General features: G+C 53.2%; 18 protein-coding genes. 11 read left to right on the top strand and 7 right to left on the bottom strand.

Annotation, left to right across the window (positions count from 1 at the left end; all coding sequences use genetic code 11):
* The first annotated feature begins 1 nt into the window (after nucleotide 1).
* Entirely contained in the window at nucleotides 2–862 is an 861-nt protein-coding gene (locus HED65_RS17020) for an efflux RND transporter periplasmic adaptor subunit (RefSeq protein WP_114979457.1), read from the top strand.
* Nucleotides 862–2,895: an FUSC family protein gene (locus HED65_RS17015; RefSeq protein ID WP_114979456.1), complete on the top strand. Its 2,034-nt coding sequence runs from the start codon at nucleotides 862–864 to the stop codon at nucleotides 2,893–2,895. Before HED65_RS17020 ends, HED65_RS17015 begins: the two co-directional genes overlap by 1 nt.
* Here the strand turns inward: HED65_RS17015 and sodC are convergent.
* The 3 genes from sodC to HED65_RS17000 all read right to left on the bottom strand — a co-directional run bounded on the left by sodC (nucleotide 2,874) and on the right by HED65_RS17000 (nucleotide 4,705).
* Nucleotides 2,874–3,392 (bottom strand): superoxide dismutase [Cu-Zn] SodC, encoded by a 519-nt coding sequence (gene sodC / locus HED65_RS17010; protein ID WP_114979455.1) that lies wholly within the window; start codon nucleotides 3,390–3,392, stop codon nucleotides 2,874–2,876. The two genes, HED65_RS17015 and sodC, sit on opposite strands and share 22 nt — an antisense overlap.
* Nucleotides 3,393–3,472: 80 nt before the next feature.
* Nucleotides 3,473–4,369 carry an aldo/keto reductase gene (locus HED65_RS17005; RefSeq protein ID WP_114979454.1) on the bottom strand — a complete coding sequence of 299 codons (897 nt, stop codon included), beginning with the start codon at nucleotides 4,367–4,369 and terminating at the stop codon, nucleotides 3,473–3,475.
* Nucleotides 4,370–4,417: 48 nt separating this feature from the next.
* Nucleotides 4,418–4,705, bottom strand: coding sequence for a DUF1289 domain-containing protein (locus tag HED65_RS17000; protein ID WP_168112405.1), 288 nt, complete (start codon nucleotides 4,703–4,705; stop codon nucleotides 4,418–4,420).
* Nucleotides 4,706–4,806: 101 nt separating this feature from the next.
* Between HED65_RS17000 and eptA the strand changes: the two genes are divergently transcribed.
* The 5 genes from eptA to rnt all read left to right on the top strand — a co-directional run bounded on the left by eptA (nucleotide 4,807) and on the right by rnt (nucleotide 9,478).
* Nucleotides 4,807–6,432: a phosphoethanolamine transferase EptA gene (gene eptA / locus HED65_RS16995; RefSeq protein ID WP_114979453.1), complete on the top strand. Its 1,626-nt coding sequence runs from the start codon at nucleotides 4,807–4,809 to the stop codon at nucleotides 6,430–6,432.
* Nucleotides 6,433–6,473: 41 nt separating this feature from the next.
* A complete protein-coding gene (locus tag HED65_RS16990; RefSeq protein ID WP_114979452.1) occupies nucleotides 6,474–7,073 on the top strand; it encodes a TetR/AcrR family transcriptional regulator in 600 nt (199 codons plus the stop codon).
* Between the two features lie 53 nt (nucleotides 7,074–7,126).
* Nucleotides 7,127–8,224, top strand: coding sequence for an alkene reductase (locus tag HED65_RS16985; RefSeq protein ID WP_114979451.1), 1,098 nt, complete (start codon nucleotides 7,127–7,129; stop codon nucleotides 8,222–8,224).
* Between the two features lie 100 nt (nucleotides 8,225–8,324).
* Nucleotides 8,325–8,732, top strand: a complete 408-nt coding sequence (gene gloA / locus HED65_RS16980) for a lactoylglutathione lyase (protein WP_114979450.1) — start codon at nucleotides 8,325–8,327, stop codon at nucleotides 8,730–8,732.
* Between the two features lie 95 nt (nucleotides 8,733–8,827).
* Nucleotides 8,828–9,478, top strand: coding sequence for a ribonuclease T (rnt, locus tag HED65_RS16975; RefSeq protein ID WP_049006331.1), 651 nt, complete (start codon nucleotides 8,828–8,830; stop codon nucleotides 9,476–9,478).
* A gap of 44 nt (nucleotides 9,479–9,522) precedes the next feature.
* Here the strand turns inward: rnt and grxD are convergent, their stop codons facing one another.
* Complete coding sequence (gene grxD, locus HED65_RS16970; RefSeq protein ID WP_003832760.1) at nucleotides 9,523–9,870, bottom strand: monothiol glutaredoxin 4; 348 nt, start codon at nucleotides 9,868–9,870, stop codon at nucleotides 9,523–9,525.
* 338 nt (nucleotides 9,871–10,208) lie between these two features.
* On the opposite strand from grxD, the gene HED65_RS16965 reads away from it, so the two are divergent.
* Together HED65_RS16965 and sodB are read left to right on the top strand one after the other, a co-directional pair.
* A complete protein-coding gene (locus tag HED65_RS16965; RefSeq protein ID WP_114979449.1) occupies nucleotides 10,209–10,982 on the top strand; it encodes a C40 family peptidase in 774 nt (257 codons plus the stop codon).
* Nucleotides 10,983–11,103: 121 nt separating this feature from the next.
* A complete protein-coding gene (gene sodB, locus HED65_RS16960; RefSeq protein WP_114979448.1) occupies nucleotides 11,104–11,685 on the top strand; it encodes a superoxide dismutase [Fe] in 582 nt (193 codons plus the stop codon).
* A 38-nt stretch (nucleotides 11,686–11,723) separates the two neighbouring features.
* On the opposite strand, the gene HED65_RS16955 is transcribed toward sodB, so the two are convergent.
* Together HED65_RS16955 and cydH are read right to left on the bottom strand one after the other, a co-directional pair.
* The gene (locus HED65_RS16955) at nucleotides 11,724–12,890 is read right to left on the bottom strand and encodes an MFS transporter (protein WP_114979447.1); all 1,167 of its coding nucleotides are present in this window, start codon (nucleotides 12,888–12,890) and stop codon (nucleotides 11,724–11,726) included.
* 163 nt (nucleotides 12,891–13,053) lie between these two features.
* Nucleotides 13,054–13,143, bottom strand: coding sequence for a cytochrome bd-I oxidase subunit CydH (gene cydH, locus HED65_RS16950; RefSeq protein WP_020688313.1), 90 nt, complete (start codon nucleotides 13,141–13,143; stop codon nucleotides 13,054–13,056).
* 297 nt (nucleotides 13,144–13,440) lie between these two features.
* Between cydH and purR the strand changes: the two genes are divergently transcribed.
* Nucleotides 13,441–14,466, top strand: coding sequence for an HTH-type transcriptional repressor PurR (gene purR, locus HED65_RS16945; RefSeq protein WP_114979446.1), 1,026 nt, complete (start codon nucleotides 13,441–13,443; stop codon nucleotides 14,464–14,466).
* A 17-nt stretch (nucleotides 14,467–14,483) separates the two neighbouring features.
* Here purR and punR read toward each other — a convergent pair whose 3' ends face one another.
* Nucleotides 14,484–15,395 (bottom strand): DNA-binding transcriptional activator PunR, encoded by a 912-nt coding sequence (punR, locus tag HED65_RS16940; RefSeq protein WP_114979445.1) that lies wholly within the window; start codon nucleotides 15,393–15,395, stop codon nucleotides 14,484–14,486.
* Between the two features lie 114 nt (nucleotides 15,396–15,509).
* On the opposite strand from punR, the gene punC reads away from it, so the two are divergent.
* Nucleotides 15,510–16,709 carry a purine nucleoside transporter PunC gene (punC, locus tag HED65_RS16935; RefSeq protein ID WP_114979444.1) on the top strand — a complete coding sequence of 400 codons (1,200 nt, stop codon included), beginning with the start codon at nucleotides 15,510–15,512 and terminating at the stop codon, nucleotides 16,707–16,709.
* The last annotated feature ends 143 nt before the right edge of the window (nucleotides 16,710–16,852 follow it).

Genomic DNA, 16,852 nt, shown 5'->3' with positions numbered 1-16,852 from the left:
TATGCCTCTGAAAACATTGAAGTACTTTTCCACGTTGTTTGTCCTTGCTCTCGCGCTGGTTGCAGGCTGGTGGCTGTGGAATTTTTATATGCAGTCCCCCTGGACGCGTGATGGCAAAATTCGCGCTGAACAGGTCAGCATTACTCCCCAGGTTTCAGGGAGTATCACGGCGCTTCTCGTTAAAGATAACCAGTACGTTAAAAAGGGAGACGTTTTATTCCGAATCGACGATACGCCGTATCACATTGCAATTTTGAATGCCCAGGCTCAACTGGCGAAAGCGCAGTCTGACTTAGCCAAAGCCAACAATGAGGCAAACCGCCGCCGACACTTATCGCAAAACTACATCTCTGCGGAAGATCTAGATACCGCGAATATCAACGTTAAGGCCATGCAGGCAAGCGTCAACGTGGCTGAGGCTACGCTGAAACAAGCCCAGTGGGAGCTGACCCAAACCGTTATTACGTCGCCTGTCGATGGCTGGGTGACCAACCTTTCAGCCCGTGTCGGTAACTATGCCACTACCGGACAGCCGGTGTTTGCGCTGGTCGACAGCCACTCCTTCTATGTCGTGGGCTATTTTGAAGAGACCAAACTTCGCCATATCCGCGAGGGTTCGCCGGCAGCCATTACCCTTTACAGTGGCTCTCGAAAGTTACAGGGTCACGTATCCAGTATTGGTCGGGCGATATACGATCAAAGCGTTGAAACGGATTCCGGCCTGGTACCGGATATTAAGCCGAACGTTCCCTGGGTGCGTCTGGCTCAACGCGTTCCGGTTCGCGTAGAGTTTGACCGTTTACCGCAGGACATCACCCTGGTATCCGGCACGACCTGTACCGTCTCCATCGGAACCCGTTAATGAAACTGCAGGTGCTCTCCTGGCGTAACACGCCGTGGATGAAAGCAACGCGCCCCCAGTGGCGCTACGCGCTGCGTAATGGCATCGCGATGTGTCTTGCGCTGACCATCGCCTATTACCTGGATCTCGATGAACCCTACTGGGCCATGACCTCTGCGGCGGTGGTGAGTTTCCCCACGGTCGGAGGTGTTATCAGTAAAAGCCTTGGTCGTATTGCAGGCAGCCTGCTGGGTGCCACTGCAGCGTTAATTATCGCAGGTCATACGCTGAATGATCCATGGCTCTTCTTGCTGAGCATGGCAGCATGGCTGGGATGCTGTACCTGGGCCTGCGCCCATTTTACCAATAACGTCGCCTATGCTTTCCAGCTGGCGGGCTATACCGCTGCCATCATTGCCTTTCCGGTGGTTAACGTACTCGATACCACCGAACTGTGGGATATCGCGCAGGCGCGCGTCTGTGAAGTGATTGTCGGTATTCTCAGCGGCGGGTTCATGATGATGATCCTGCCCAGTACGTCCGACGGCACCGCGCTCATCACCGCGCTGAAAACCATGCATGCCCGATTGCTGGAGCACGCAAGCCTGCTGTGGCAACCCGATACCAACGATGAGATCCGTCTCGCCCATGAAAAGGTTATCGGTCAGATCCTGACCATGAATCTGTTACGCATTCAGGCCTTCTGGAGTCATTACCGCTTTCGCCGTCAGAATACCCTGCTTAACTATCTGCTGCACCAGCAGCTGCGCATGACCAGTGCTATCTCCAGCCTGCGCCGGATGCTACTCAACTGGCCGACGCCACCTGAAAACACCCGCGCGGTGATTGACGTGTTGCTCGCAACCCTTGCACGCCCGGATGCGGATATCTACACCGTCGCGAAGATCATCGCTCCGCTCGCACCAGTCGATGAGTACGATTATCGTCATCGTGCCTTCTGGCAGCGTCTTAATTATTTCTGCCGGCTGTATCTGCGCAGCAGCCGCTGGATTAACGCCGTCGAGAATGCCACCCCGGTGACTGAATTCAACGTCCCGGGTAGTCCAGCGCTCGCACGCCATACAGATTATCTCGAAGCACTGTGGAGCGGTTTTCGCACCTTCTGCGCACTGATGCTGGTGGGGGCGTGGAGCATCGCCACACAGTGGGACTCCGGTACGGCAGCCCTGACGCTCGCAGCCATCAGCTGTGTGCTTTATTCCGTTGCAGCCTCACCATTTAACTCTCTTACGCTGCTGATGCGCACGCTCGTGTTGCTGTCGCTGTTCAGTTTTGTGGTGAAGTTTGGCCTGATGGTGCAGGTAAGTGACCTGTGGCAGTTCCTGCTGTTTCTGTTTCCGTTGTTAACCACCATGCAGCTTCTGAAGCTGCAAATGCCCAAACTGGCGGGTTTATGGGGACAGTTGATTGTCTTTATGGGGTCGTTTATTTCCGTGACGAATCCGCCGGTTTACGATTACGCCAGTTTTCTCAATGACAACCTGGCGAAGATCCTCGGTGTCGGGCTGGCCTGGCTGGCCTTCGCGGTGTTACGCCCCGGTTCAGATGCACGCAAGAGCCGACGGCACATCCGAGAGTTACGCCGGGGGTTTGTCGACCAGCTCAGTCGTAAACCGCATTTGAGTGAAAATGAGTATGAATCGCTGGTTTATCACCATGTCAGCCAGTTGAATAACAGCCAGGACGCACTTTCCCGCCGCTGGTTGTTGCGCTGGGGCGTAGTGCTGTTGAACTGTTCGCACGTCGTCTGGCAACTTCGCGTGTGGGAAACACGCTCTGATCCACTCTCACAGGTTCGGGATGTTTGCATCTCCCTTCTACGCGATGTCATGAGTGAACGCGGTGTTCAGCAGCGCCCCCTGGAAGCTACACTGACTGAGCTGCAGCGGATCTGCGATACCCTCGCACGGCACCATTTGCCTGCAGCCCGTGATTTGGCCTCGATCATCTGGCGCCTGCACTGCTCGCTGTCACAGCTGGAGCAAGCGCCTCCTCCGGGAACCATTGGGGATCAAATTACCCCGCAGGCATAACGCACTCCACCGCCACCAAGTGGTTTAGGCTGATCGGACATATTGTCACCGCCAACATGGATCATCAGTGCTTTACCTTTAATCTCGGCCAGCTTTTTCAGCCGCGGGGCAACGACGGGTTCCGTGGCTTTACCGTCGTTATTCACCACCAGCACAGGAAGATCGCCGAGATGCCCCATCCCGTTCGGACCTTCATGTTTACCGGAGTGTTGGGGATCAAAGTGGCCGCCCGCTGATTCCGCCGCCGAGGCTTTCCCCTCTTTCAGCGCAGGCTGACAGCTACCGTTGGCATGAACATGGAAACCATGTTCACCAGGTGGGAGCGCTTTGAGGTTGGGTGCGAACTCCAGTCCCTTGTCGGTCTCGGTTATTTTCACCGTTCCGATGGACTGCCCCACACCCTGAGAGGTGACAAGATTCATTTCCACTTCATCACTGGCCGCCTGCGCGCCTGCGCAGACAACCAGCGTGACGAGAGCCAGAACAAAACGCTTCATAAGACCTCCACGGGTTATTTTTTGCCCCTTAAGTTTATACCAGGGGCAAAGATTTCACCGGAAAGTCACTTTTTGCTGGTTTACGGTACGTCGTAGCCGAGTGCGGCTTTACGGATGCGGAACCACTGCTGACGAGTCATCTGCAGCTCTTCTGCCGCAATCGCAGAGCGTACGCGTTCAATTTTACCGGAACCAATAATTGGCAGTGGTTTTGACGGCAGGCGCAGGATCCACGCGTACACCACTTGTTCGATACTCTCAGCATTGAGCTCGCAGGCGATGGTTTCCAGTTCATTGCGCAGCGGCTGGAATTCATCGTCGTTAAACAAGCGTCCCCCTCCCAGGCACGACCACGCCATCGGGCGAATACGCAGCTGTTGTAGCTGATCAAGCGTCCCATCCAGCAGCAGCGGCTGATGAACCGGGGAGATCTCAACCTGGTTAGTGGCCAGGGTAAATGGCAGGCGCGACTGAAGCAGCGCAAACTGTGCCGGGGTAAAGTTTGAGACGCCAAAATGACGGACTTTCCCGCTCTGATGCAGATTCAGGAATGCTTCAGCCACTTCATCGGCATCCATGAGCGGATCGGGACGGTGGATTAACAGCAGGTCGATATGATCCGTCGCCAGATTGACCAGCGACTGCTCAGCACTTTTGATGATATGCGCACTGTCGGTGATGTAATGACCGAGAGCGTGCTCAGGTTTTGCCGTGGTGGCAATACCACACTTCGTGACGATCTCCATACGATCGCGCAGTGCCGGAACCAGCTTAAGCGCCTCGCCAAAAGCGGCCTCACACTGATAGCCACCATAAATATCGGCATGATCGACCGTGGTGATCCCTAAATCGAGATGCTCTTCAATAAAGCTCGCCAGCTGGAGGGGGGACATATTCCAGTCCATCAGACGCCAGTAGCCCATTACAAAACGGGAGAATTCTGGCCCCTGGGGGGAAAGGGTAATTCGCTGAACCATAACATTTTCCTCAAGGATGTAATGTCATGAGTATACGCAATTACCCGTTTAAAACAGTGAAGGTTGCTGGGGTTCTTCTGCCTCACCCGCTTTGTTTGCGCGTATTTTGCGCAAAAGTCGCTGTCGGCAAAGTCGAAGCACCTCCTGTTTTTGCGTGTCGCTAAAGTTTTGCCAGTTAAAACGTTCATCACGGGTACGCATACACCCGCGGCAATATCCGCGTTCATCCACCTGACAAATACCCCGGCACGGGCTCTGGATGGGGAAAAACTCCAGTTGCTCTGCCACACTCACCTCCACATTACCGCTATCACTTACAGTGAAGACGTTAAACATCCCGCGTGCAAGGGCTTTACCACAGATTTGTGGCATTAAGGTTTCACTAATCTTCCCTCTCTATACTCGCCCCATCATTAAAATGACAGGTTTTACACTCAATGTGGTCAATTAAAAAGTTACAGTGTAACGATATTAAATTTACTCTGGGCTGTGCACTCTTCTTTACTCTGGTGAACGGGCTATTTATACAGCGCAGTTGGGCAATTATCGCCCCTGCCCATCTTCACGACATCCTCTTTGCCGCAACCGTACCGCTGGTGCTTTTTTGCGGTTGGGTGATTGTGTTTAGCCTGCTCAATATTCCCTTTATTCGCAAGCCGCTGCTGATTGTGCTGACTATCGGCTGCGCCGCAGCAACCTATTTTATGTATACCTACGGCGCGGTTATCGATCAGAACATGATCGTGAACGTGTTCGAAACGAACTCCCAGGAAGCCACCGCCCTGGTAACACCGCAGATGATTCTGTGGCTTGTGGTTGCCGGTCTCATTCCATCCGTCGTGCTGGCACTGACCCGCATTCGTACCGGGAAATGGTGGTATACCCTGTTGATGCGTGTTGCCGCGATGCTCGGTGCCCTGATGGTGATTATCCTCATCGCCGCCGTATTTTATAAAGATTACGCGTCGCTGTTTCGCAATAACAAAAGCATTGTCAAAATGGTCACTCCGGCGAACTATGTCAGTGCCGTGGTGAAGTACAGCAAAATGCGCTGGTTTGCAGGCGATCAAACGCTGGTGCGGATTGGTGAAGATGCACACAAGGGTCCATTGATTTCAGGCCAGAAAAAGAAAACCGTTCTGGTGCTTGTCGTCGGCGAAGCGTCCCGCGCGGCGAACTACTCCCTGAATGGTTACACGCGTGAAACGAACCCGGAACTGAAAAAGCAGGATGTGATTAACTTCCCGCAAGCCTCTTCATGTGGTACCGAAACTGCCGTTTCCGTCCCCTGCATGTTCTCCGGCATGACACGCAGCAAATACGATGCTGACCTGGCTCACCACCAGGAAGGGCTGCTTGACGTGCTCAACCATGCGGGTGTCAATCTTCTTTGGCGCGACAACGATGGCGGCTGTAAAGGCGCCTGCGATCGCATTCCGCATACCGACATGACGCAGTGGAAACTGGATCAGTTCTGCAAAGACAAATCCTGTATCGACGACGTGAATTTCTATGGTCTGGACAACGTGCTGGATGGCCTGAAGCAAGATACTGTTCTGGTTATTCACCTGATGGGCAGTCACGGTCCCGCGTACTATCGCCGATATCCGGATAATTTCCGTAAATTCACCCCAACCTGCGACACCAACGAAATCCAGGATTGCGATCATCAGGCGCTGATAAACACCTATGACAACACCATCCTGTATACCGACAGCGTAGTCAGTAAGACAATTGATACGCTGAAGGCGCGACAGGCAAGCATGAACACTGCGCTGATTTACCTCTCAGATCACGGTGAGTCGCTGGGTGAAAGCGGTATCTATCTGCACGGTACACCGTACATGCTGGCACCGGAACAGCAAACGCACATTCCGTTTATGTTCTGGTTATCTCCGGACTATGCGAAAAACTTTGGCATCAACGAACAGTGTTTACGTGATCATGCTGCAAAAAATGCGGTTTCTCAGGACAATTTGTTCTCGACTGTACTGGGTATGATGGATGTGAAATCAAAGGTTTATCAGCAGCAACTGGATATTCTGAACACGTGTCGTCAATAAACTCGCTTGCATTAGACCGAACGGTCTATTAGAGTGCGGCCATGAGCAGAAATACTGAACACGATACCCGCGAACATTTACTGGCGACCGGCGAGCAACTTTGCATGCATCGCGGGTTCACTGGTATGGGTCTGAGCGAGCTATTAAAAACCGCTGAGGTACCGAAAGGGTCGTTTTACCACTACTTCCGGTCCAAAGAGGCATTTGGCGTCGCAATGCTGGAGCGTCATTATGCTGGTTATCACCAGCGTCTGGCGTCTCACTTTGCATCGGGTAAAGGTAACTATCGCGATCGTGTTCTGAACTACTATCAGGAAACGCTGAACCAGTTCTGCCAGCAGGGCATTATCAGCGGTTGTCTGACGGTAAAACTTTCTGCTGAAGTGTGCGATCTCTCCGAAGACATGCGCACGGCAATGGATAAAGGTGCCAGCGGTGTTATCGCCCTGCTGGCTCAGGCACTGGAGAAAGGCCGCGATGAAAAAACGCTGGCGTTTCCCGGTGAACCTTTAACTCAGGCGCAGGTTTTATACGCCCTCTGGTTGGGCGCTAATCTGCAGGCCAAGATTTCGCGCAGTGCCGTGCCGCTGGAAAGCGCGCTGGCACATGTGAAAAACAGCATTACTACGCCTGGCGTTTAACAGGCGTTTTTATTTACCTTATTACTAGTCGACTGGTCTACTCAGGAGTCTTTATGTCAGCTGAAAAATTATTTACCCCATTGAAAGTGGGCGCTGTTACTGCCCCAAATCGTGTATTCATGGCTCCGCTGACTCGTCTGCGCAGCATTGAGCCAGGTGATATCCCAACCCCACTGATGGGTGAATATTATCGTCAGCGCGCCAGCTCTGGCCTGATCATCACTGAAGCCACGCAGATTTCTGCTCAGGCTAAGGGTTACGCAGGTGCACCAGGTCTGCATAGCCCGGAGCAGATCGCCGCATGGCAGAAAATTACCGCAGGTGTTCACGCTGAAGAGGGTCGTATTGCGGTCCAGCTTTGGCACACCGGTCGTATCTCTCACAACAGCATTCAGCCTGGCGGTCAGGCACCGGTTTCCGCTTCCGCCCTGAGCGCGAATACCCGTACCTCTCTGCGCGATGAAAATGGTCACGCAATCCGCGTTGATACCTCTATGCCACGCGCGCTTGAGCTGGACGAGATCCCGGGTATTGTTAACGACTTCCGCCAGGCCGTAGCCAATGCGCGCGAAGCCGGATTTGACCTGATTGAGCTGCACTCCGCTCATGGCTACCTGCTGCACCAGTTCCTGTCACCGTCATCTAACCATCGTACTGACCAGTATGGCGGCAGCGTCGAAAACCGTGCCCGTCTGGTACTGGAAGTGGTTGACGCTGTATGCCAGGAGTGGAGCCCGGAGCGTATCGGCATCCGCGTCTCTCCGATTGGCTCTTTCCAGAACGTCGACAACGGCCCGAACGAAGAAGCGGACGCGCTCTATCTGATTGAAGAGCTGGCGAAACGTGGTATTGCTTATCTGCACATGTCCGAGCCAGACTGGGCCGGTGGTCAACCTTACACCGACACTTTCCGTCAGAAAGTGCGCGAGCGTTTCCACGGCGTGATCATCGGTGCGGGAGCCTATACTCCTGAGAAAGCCGAAGACCTGATCAATAAAGGCCTGATCGACGCCGTCGCGTTTGGCCGCGACTACATCGCCAACCCGGATCTGGTTGCCCGTCTGCAGCAGAAAGCGGCGCTGAACCCACAGCGTCCGGAAAGCTTCTACGGCGGTGGTGCAGAAGGCTACACCGACTACCCTTCTCTGTAATCCCTCCATTGAGCATTGATAGCGGCGACAATTCGCCGCTATACTAAAACATCGTTTCTGTTCAAAAACATATTCTATTCCATAGGTTAATGAGGAAATTATGCGCCTACTTCACACCATGCTGCGCGTTGGCGATCTGCAACGTTCTATTGATTTCTACACTAACGTACTGGGTATGAAACTGCTGCGCACCAGTGAAAACCCGGAATATAAATACTCACTGGCATTTGTGGGTTATGGCCCGGAAACGGATGAAGCGGTCATTGAGCTGACTTACAACTGGGGCGTAGACAGCTATGAGCTGGGTACAGCATACGGCCATATCGCGCTGGAAGTAGATAACGCTGCCGAAGCATGTGAACGCATTCGCCGCAACGGTGGTAACGTGACGCGTGAAGCGGGCCCGGTCAAAGGTGGCACAACCGTGATTGCGTTTGTTGAAGATCCTGACGGCTATAAAATCGAGCTGATTGAAGCTAAAGATGCCGGTCGCGGTCTGGGTAACTGATCCCTCAGGGCGCAATATGCGCCCGTAGTTTTACTGCATACCCTTCCAAAATTTGCCATAATGCGCTCTGCTTTTTCCCCATGTAAGAGACCCTGATGTCCGATAACGCTCAATTTAGCGGTCTGTGCGACCGTTTTCGTGGTTTTTATCCCGTTGTCATTGATGTAGAAACAGCCGGATTTAACGCTAAAACCGATGCGCTGCTTGAAATCGCCGCCATCACGCTGAAAATGGATGAACAGGGCTGGCTTACACCGGACACTACGCTGCATTTCCACGTTGATCCTTTTGAAGGGGCAAACTTACAGCCGGAAGCACTGGCGTTTAACGGTATCGACCCGCATAACCCGCTACGTGGTGCAGTCAGTGAATATGATGCGCTGCACGCCATTTTTAAGATGGTGCGTAAAGGCATGAAAGAGAGCAACTGCAGCCGCGCGATCATGGTGGCCCATAACGCCACGTTCGATCACAGCTTTACCATGGCCGCCGCAGAGCGTGCCTCGCTCAAACGAAATCCTTTCCACCCTTTTGTCACCTTCGATACCGCCGCCCTGAGTGGCCTGGCGCTGGGACAAACAGTGTTATCAAAGGCCTGTATCACGGCAGGTATTGAGTTTGACGGTACGCAGGCACACTCTGCCCTGTATGACACGGAGCGCACCGCAGAACTGTTCTGTGAGATTGTTAACCGCTGGAAACGTCTGGGCGGCTGGCCGCTGCCGATGGGTGACAGCGAAGAGTAAAAAAAAGCGACCTGAAGAGGTCGCTTTTTTATTTCTGCAGAATGTTACTCTGCGTCCGGCTCTTCAGTTTTGTACTTAGCCGCCGTCTCTTTGATCAGCTGCTGCAATTCACCGCGCTGATACATCTCAATCAGGATATCGCAACCGCCAACCAGTTCGCCGTCTACCCACAGCTGTGGGAAAGTCGGCCAGTTAGCGTACTTAGGCAGCTCAGCGCGGATGTCCGGGTTTTGCAGGATATCAACGTAAGCAAAACGCTCACCACAGGCAGACAGTGCCTGAACTGCTTGCGCGGAGAAGCCGCAGCTTGGCAGCTTCGGAGAACCTTTCATATACAGCAGAATCGGGTTTTCAGCGATCTGGCGCTGGATTTTTTCAATAGTGGTGCTCATGTCTTGCTTCCTTTAACTTCTGTTACGGCATTAGTCTGACATTGTAGCGGTTCAGACTGGCATCGGAAAATAACATTTTTGTCACGTTTATTTATTTTACCGCGAGTCATGAAAAGTTGCATTGCAAATGGTGTTTAACCCTGCTGCGGTCAGGGTTTTGCTTAGGGAATGAACAAATATGCGACAGAACGATGAATTTTTTTGCACTTGCTAACGAAACACGATTGTAGATTGAAAAATGCTATTAACTTCTCGGGTTTTTATGGATTAGAATCGACGGGCTTTGTAAATCATACGCAGGTGCTATAGATGACCTGCATTTATCAGGGGACTGCCCAGTGGCGCGGATAAATAAAATCTCGATCACGCTCTGTGCTTTACTGTTTACATCACTCACTTTCACGCCAGTGGCAAACGCCTCTCAGCAGGCGCGGCATTCTGCTGTGCAAAAGAACCATCTGGTGAAAGCCACAGAACGTAAGAAAAAAACCACCAGTAAGAACGACAAGAAAAAAACAACTGCTCAGACTAAACAAACCACTTCCAGCAAGACCAAAACAAAATCTTCCCGCACTGCTCACACATCCAAAAGTAAAGCCTCGCAGACTGCCGCCAACCTCGTGACTGAAAAATGCATCACTCGTAAAGGACATAAAGCGAAATGTACGAAGGTCACCAAACTCGCAGAAGTGCATAAAGTTCGCGTCCAGAAAGCGCAAAAGACGGCGATGAACAAATTGATGGGGCAGATTGGTAAACCTTATCACTGGGGTGGAAGCTCCCCGCGTACCGGTTTTGACTGCAGCGGCCTCGTCTATTACGCGTATAAAGATCTGGTGAAGTTCCGCATTCCACGCACCGCCAATGAAATGTACCACCTGCGCGATGCTTCTCCGGTTGACCGTGGCGAGCTGGAAAACGGCGATCTGGTCTTCTTCCGCACACAAGGGCGCGGCACAGCTGACCACGTCGGTGTCTATGTTGGTAACGGGAAATTCATTCAGTCACCACGCAGCGGCCAGGATATTCAGATCACCTCGCTGAGTGAAGACTACTGGGTTCGTCACTATGTCGGCGCGCGTCGCGTCATGACACCTAAAACCATTCGCTAATCCCTGCCCTGCCGCATCGCGGCAGGGTAAGTTCCTCTTTTGCATACCCTTTCAATTTGCTATTCTCTCCTCGTTGTCTGTGTGGTTATTGGCAACACAAAATACAATAAGGAGAGAAGCAATGTCGTTCGAATTACCTGCACTACCGTATGCAAAAGACGCCCTGGCACCGCATATTTCTGCGGAAACCCTGGAATATCATTACGGCAAACATCATCAGACCTACGTCACCAACCTGAATAATCTGATCAAAGGCACCGATTTTGAAGGCAAAACGCTGGAAGAGATCGTCCGCAGTTCAGAGGGGGGTGTATTTAACAACGCTGCTCAGGTGTGGAACCACACTTTCTACTGGCACTGCCTGGCACCGAATGCTGGCGGCGAACCGACCGGTGAACTGGCTACCGCGATTAACGCCGCATTTGGCAGTTTCGCTGATTTCAAAGCGAAATTTACCGATGCAGCTATCAAGAACTTCGGTTCTGGCTGGACGTGGCTGGTAAAAGAAGCCGATGGCAAACTGGCTATCGTTTCCACCTCTAATGCGGGTACCCCACTGACCACCAGCGCTAAGCCGCTGATGACCGTGGACGTTTGGGAACACGCTTACTACATTGATTACCGTAACGCGCGTCCGAACTACCTGGAGCACTTCTGGGCACTGGTTAACTGGGAGTTTGTGGCGAAGAACTTCGCCGCATAAGAGACACGCAGAAGGGTTCGCCCTTCTGCGTTTTTTGCTTATTCAGCAGCGCAGGCTGTTTCTGGCTGCTTACGACCGGACATCATCACTAACAGCAGACCGAGCGCGGCAATAATCGCCCCCATAACCGGCACAAAACTGTATCCCAGCCCTCCAGAAATAACCGCGCCACCGGCGGCTGCACCGAGCGCATTACCGAGATTGAACGCGCCAATATTCACTGAAGACGAAAGACCCGGTGCCTCATGGGCGACACGCATCACGCGCATCTGTAGCGGTGGAACCACAGCAAAGGTGGCTGCTCCCCAGACGACCATCGCAATGGCTGCTCCGAACTCATTACGTGCCAGCCACGGAATAGCAATCATGATGACAATCAGCAGGGTTAAGAAGCCCTTCAACGTCCCGCTTACGGAACGGTCGGCAAATTTCCCACCCAGATAGTTACCAATCGAGAAGCCCACGCCAATCAGCACCAGCATCGCAGTGATAAAGATCGGTGTCGCGTGAGTGATGTCGTGAAGCACGGGAGAAATGTAGGTATAGAGGGTAAACATCGCCCCTGCCCCCAACACGGTAGTCAGCAGCGCCGAGAGCACCTGCGGGCGTACCAGCACAGATAACTCTTTACGCACGTCAGGACGTTCCCCCGCACTGCCTTTCGGCAGGGAGAAGAACAGTGCCACCATCGCGATCACACCCAGCCCGGCAGTCGCCAGGAAGGACATACGCCAGCCAATCACTTCCCCCAGCCACGTCGCGGCAGGTACGCCGCCAATGTTGGCAATGGTTAGCCCCATAAACATGGTGGCCACGGCACTCGCCTGCTTGTGTTTTGGCACCACGCTTGCTGCAACAACCGACCCCAATCCAAAGAACGCGCCGTGGTTAAGGCTGGTCAGAATGCGTGACAACATCAGGGTGGTGTAGTCCGGCGAAATGGCGGAAAGCACATTGCCCAGAGTGAAAATCGCCATCAGGAAAATCAGCGCATTGCGGCGCGCGCGGTGCGAAAGCAGAAGCGTCATCAGCGGTGCCCCAACCATCACGCCAATAGCGTAGGCGCTGATTAACATCCCTGCGGCAGGGATCGAGACATCCACGCCTCTGGCAATAACTGGCAGTAAACCCATTGGGGAGAATTCAGTGGTGCCAATCCCAAAAGCGCCAATCGCCAGGGCCAGCAGGGGAAAATTGATTTTCATACGTCAACTCCGGATGCCGTGTCATGTGGTGACACAGAACAAAGAAGCGGAAAGCATGACATCAATCACAAAAAATGAGAAGTTAACAAAATAGCAAAAGATTTTTGCCAGAGAAGTAACAATCCGGGGAATCGGGAGGGAGAAGACTCTCCCTCCGCGTAAATCAGTGCAGTGCGGCCGTCAGACCCGCTGCGACAATCAAAGCCAGCACAATAACGGTGGTGAACAGCGAAAACTTCAGATCGGAACTCATCAATTTTTCTCCTTTTAATCCCCCCACGAAAAGTGAGCTTGCTCATTTTTGCACAATTTACGTCAAAAATCTTCCTGGATTTAAACGGATAACCACTTTACCTCTTCCCCTTTTCATCAAGATAGGACAAAATTCCACGCTAAATTTATTAGCGTACCGGCCATTGACCCCCTCCTGACGTCCTGTGTCGTTTTCCCGGCGTGTCGCAATTCAAAATTGCGTGATAAGGGTGAGAGAAGGCAAACGTTTACCTTCAAGTTTTTCAGGAGTTTAGGATATGGTCTGGAGTGACATTTAATGGCAACAATTAAAGATGTAGCAAAACGCGCAAACGTTTCCACTACAACCGTATCACATGTAATTAACAAGACCCGTTTTGTGGCGGAAGAGACGCGCAATGCCGTCTGGGCAGCCATCAAAGAGCTGCACTATTCGCCAAGTGCGGTTGCGCGAAGCCTCAAGGTTAATCACACCAAGTCTATTGGTTTGCTGGCGACCAGCAGTGAAGCGGCCTATTTTGCCGAGATTATTGAGGCAGTAGAAAAAAACTGCTTCCAGAAAGGCTATACCCTGATTCTGGGCAACGCGTGGAACAGCATTGAAAAACAGCGAGCTTACCTGTCGATGATGGCTCAAAAGCGTGTTGATGGTCTGCTGGTGATGTGTTCCGAGTATCCGGAATCTGTGCTGTCGATGCTGGAAGAGTATCGCCATATCCCAATGGTGGTGATGGACTGGGGTGAAGCCCGCGCGGACTTCACCGATTCCGTGATCGATAACGCCTTTGAAGGCGGTTATATGGCGGGTCGTTACCTGATTGAACGCGGTCACCGCGAGATCGGCGTGATCCCGGGTCCACTGGAGCGCAACACCGGTGCAGGTCGTCTGGCTGGGTTTATGAAAGCGATGGAAGAAGCGTTGATCACCGTGCCGGAAAACTGGATCGTGCAGGGCGACTTTGAACCGGAGTCGGGCTACCGCGCTATGCAGCAGATCGTCTCCCAGCAGCACCGTCCGACCGCCGTTTTCTGCGGGGGCGACATCATGGCAATGGGTGCCCTCTGTGCGGCCGATGAGCTGGGTCTGCGTGTACCGCAGGATATTTCTGTGATCGGGTATGACAACGTGCGTAATGCGCGCTTCTTTACGCCGGCATTAACGACCATCCACCAGCCGAAAGATTCACTGGGTGAAACCGCCTTCAATATGCTGATGGACAGGATCGTCAACAAACGTGAAGAGTCGCAGTCCATTGAAGTTCACCCGCGTCTTATTGAACGCCGCTCTGTTGCCGATGGTCCGTTCCGCGACTATCGCCGGTAATCTCTTAACGGGGCCAGTTAACCTGGCTCCCGTAACCACTCCCGGTTTAGCGTTTCGCTGTCTCCCAGATAATCCAGTAACCAGGCCATCGCAGGTGAGACATCATTTTGCTGCCAGGTGAGGCAGCAGGCCGCATCCGGGAATGGGTTCTCCAGTGTCAGTTCAACCCATTCTCCGGCATCAATTCGCGGCCGCGCAAAATGAACGGGTACCATCGCGACACACAAACCAGCACTGAGACACGTCGCCGACGATTCCCAGTCGGGGGCAACCACCCGCCGCTGGTTGTCCAGAAGCCAGGTGATACGCTTGGGTAATGAACGGGACGTATCCTCCAGTACCAGCGACGGCCAGTTGCGTAGCGTATCGTCGCTCAATGGTCCTTCCAGAGTCGCCAGCGGATGATCACTTGCCACCACGCATTTCCAGCTCAGCATTCCCATATCACGAAAAGCGTACCGACCCCCGACAGGGATCGCCTGCGTGGCACCAATGGCCATCTCCGCCCTTCCGTCCGCCAGAGCATCCCAGACACCGTTGAACACCTCCTGTGACACCCGCAATTCGACGTCAGAAAAATGACGATAGAAATCGACAATCATTTGCCGGGTACGCTCGGGTTTGACGATATTATCCACCGCGATGGAAAGATGCCCCCGCCAGCCGTTAGCGATCTGTTGACACTGTTCGCGGGTGATCTGCATTTTTTTGATAACAGAACGCCCTTCTTTCAAAAACCACGCGCCAGCGGGCGTTAATTCCACATCCCTATGTCGCCGTTCAAACAGCGGAACCGCCAGCCACTCCTCCAGCTGACGCACCGTGTAGCTGATAGCTGAAGGGACGCGGTGTAACTCCTGCGCCGCTCCACTGAAGCTGCCGTTACGCGCGACAGCATCGACTACTTCAAGAGAATAATCTGACCACATTTTCTGCCTGCAAAAAATTTGAATGCAACCACCAAATATTAGCGTTTCACAAGCCGCTTTGCACTCCCTACACTCAGCGCCAATGTATACCTGCCTCCTCAGGAGAATAAAACAATGCAACCCAGGAATGGTTTTTTAGTCTGGCTCGGCGGCTTAAGCGTGCTGGGCTTTTTGGCCACTGATATGTACCTGCCGGCTTTCGCCGCTATGCAGGAAGATTTGCAAACCCCAGCCGCGGCCATCAGCGCCAGCCTGAGTTTGTTCCTCGCCGGTTTCGCCTTCGCGCAGCTACTTTGGGGGCCGCTATCAGATCGTTTTGGCCGTAAACCGGTTCTGTTACTGGGCCTGGGCATTTTTGCCGCCAGCTGCCTGGGTATGTTATGGGTACGCGATGCGACCTGGTTGCTGGTGCTGCGCTTTGTGCAGGCCGTCGGCGTCTGTGCGGCAGCGGTGACCTGGCAGGCCCTTGTTACTGACTACTACCCAGCCAACCGCACCAACCGGATTTTCGCCACCATTATGCCGCTGGTAGGGCTTTCACCTGCCCTCGCCCCGCTCCTGGGCAGCTGGATCCTGGTGCATTTCGAGTGGCAGGCTATCTTTGCCACGTTGTTTGCCATCACACTGGTACTCATGCTGCCGGCATTCGCGCTCAAACCTGCGCATAAAAAAGAAGCGCATGCGGATGCAAAGCCCATTACCTTTACCTCGTTGCTGAGTGCCAAAGCGTATCGCGGTAATGTCCTGATTTATGCCGCCTGCTCGGCGAGCTTCTTCGCATGGCTGACCGGTTCGCCATTTATTCTGCACGATATGGGGTACAGCCCGGCGGCGATTGGCCTGAGCTACGTTCCGCAAACCATCGCATTCCTGGTGGGCGGGTACGGCTGTCGTGCGGCACTGCAGAAATGGGAAGGTCAGCAGATGCTGCCGTGGCTGCTGGTGCTGTATGCATTGAGCGTTATCGGGACATGGGCTGTTGGTTTTATCCCGGGCACCGGTCTGGTAGAAATTTTAATGCCATTCTGCGTGATGGCCGTCGTTAACGGGGCAATCTACCCTATCGTTGTGGCGCAAGCATTACGTCCGTTCCCACAGGCGACGGGTCGCGCGGCTGCGCTGCAGAACACCCTGCAGTTGGGTCTGTGCTTCCTGGCAAGTCTGGTGGTCTCTGCGCTGATTGCCACACCGCTCCTGACCACCACCACCGTGATGCTGGTGACTGTTGTGCTGGCCTTTGTGGGCTACCGTATGCAGGCTGCCGCACAGCGTGAGCTGAGTGACAGCACCCCGGTTGAAACGTCGCATGCGTAATCGCGCCGGAAATTATGTTAACTTCCAGTGATTAGGTTGCTAAGAATTTTTTATTGAATCACCAAATTTTGAGGCCTATACTAAATTTGGTTCGATTAAATACGATAAATATTAAGTGTTAACGGGAGCCGGAGTGCTCCCGT

This window comes from Pantoea sp. LS15 (genome assembly GCF_012241585.1).
GTDB lineage: Bacteria > Pseudomonadota > Gammaproteobacteria > Enterobacterales > Enterobacteriaceae > Enterobacter.
Note: the sequence above shows the minus strand (reverse complement) of the source record. Positions and strands in the feature narration are given on the sequence as shown.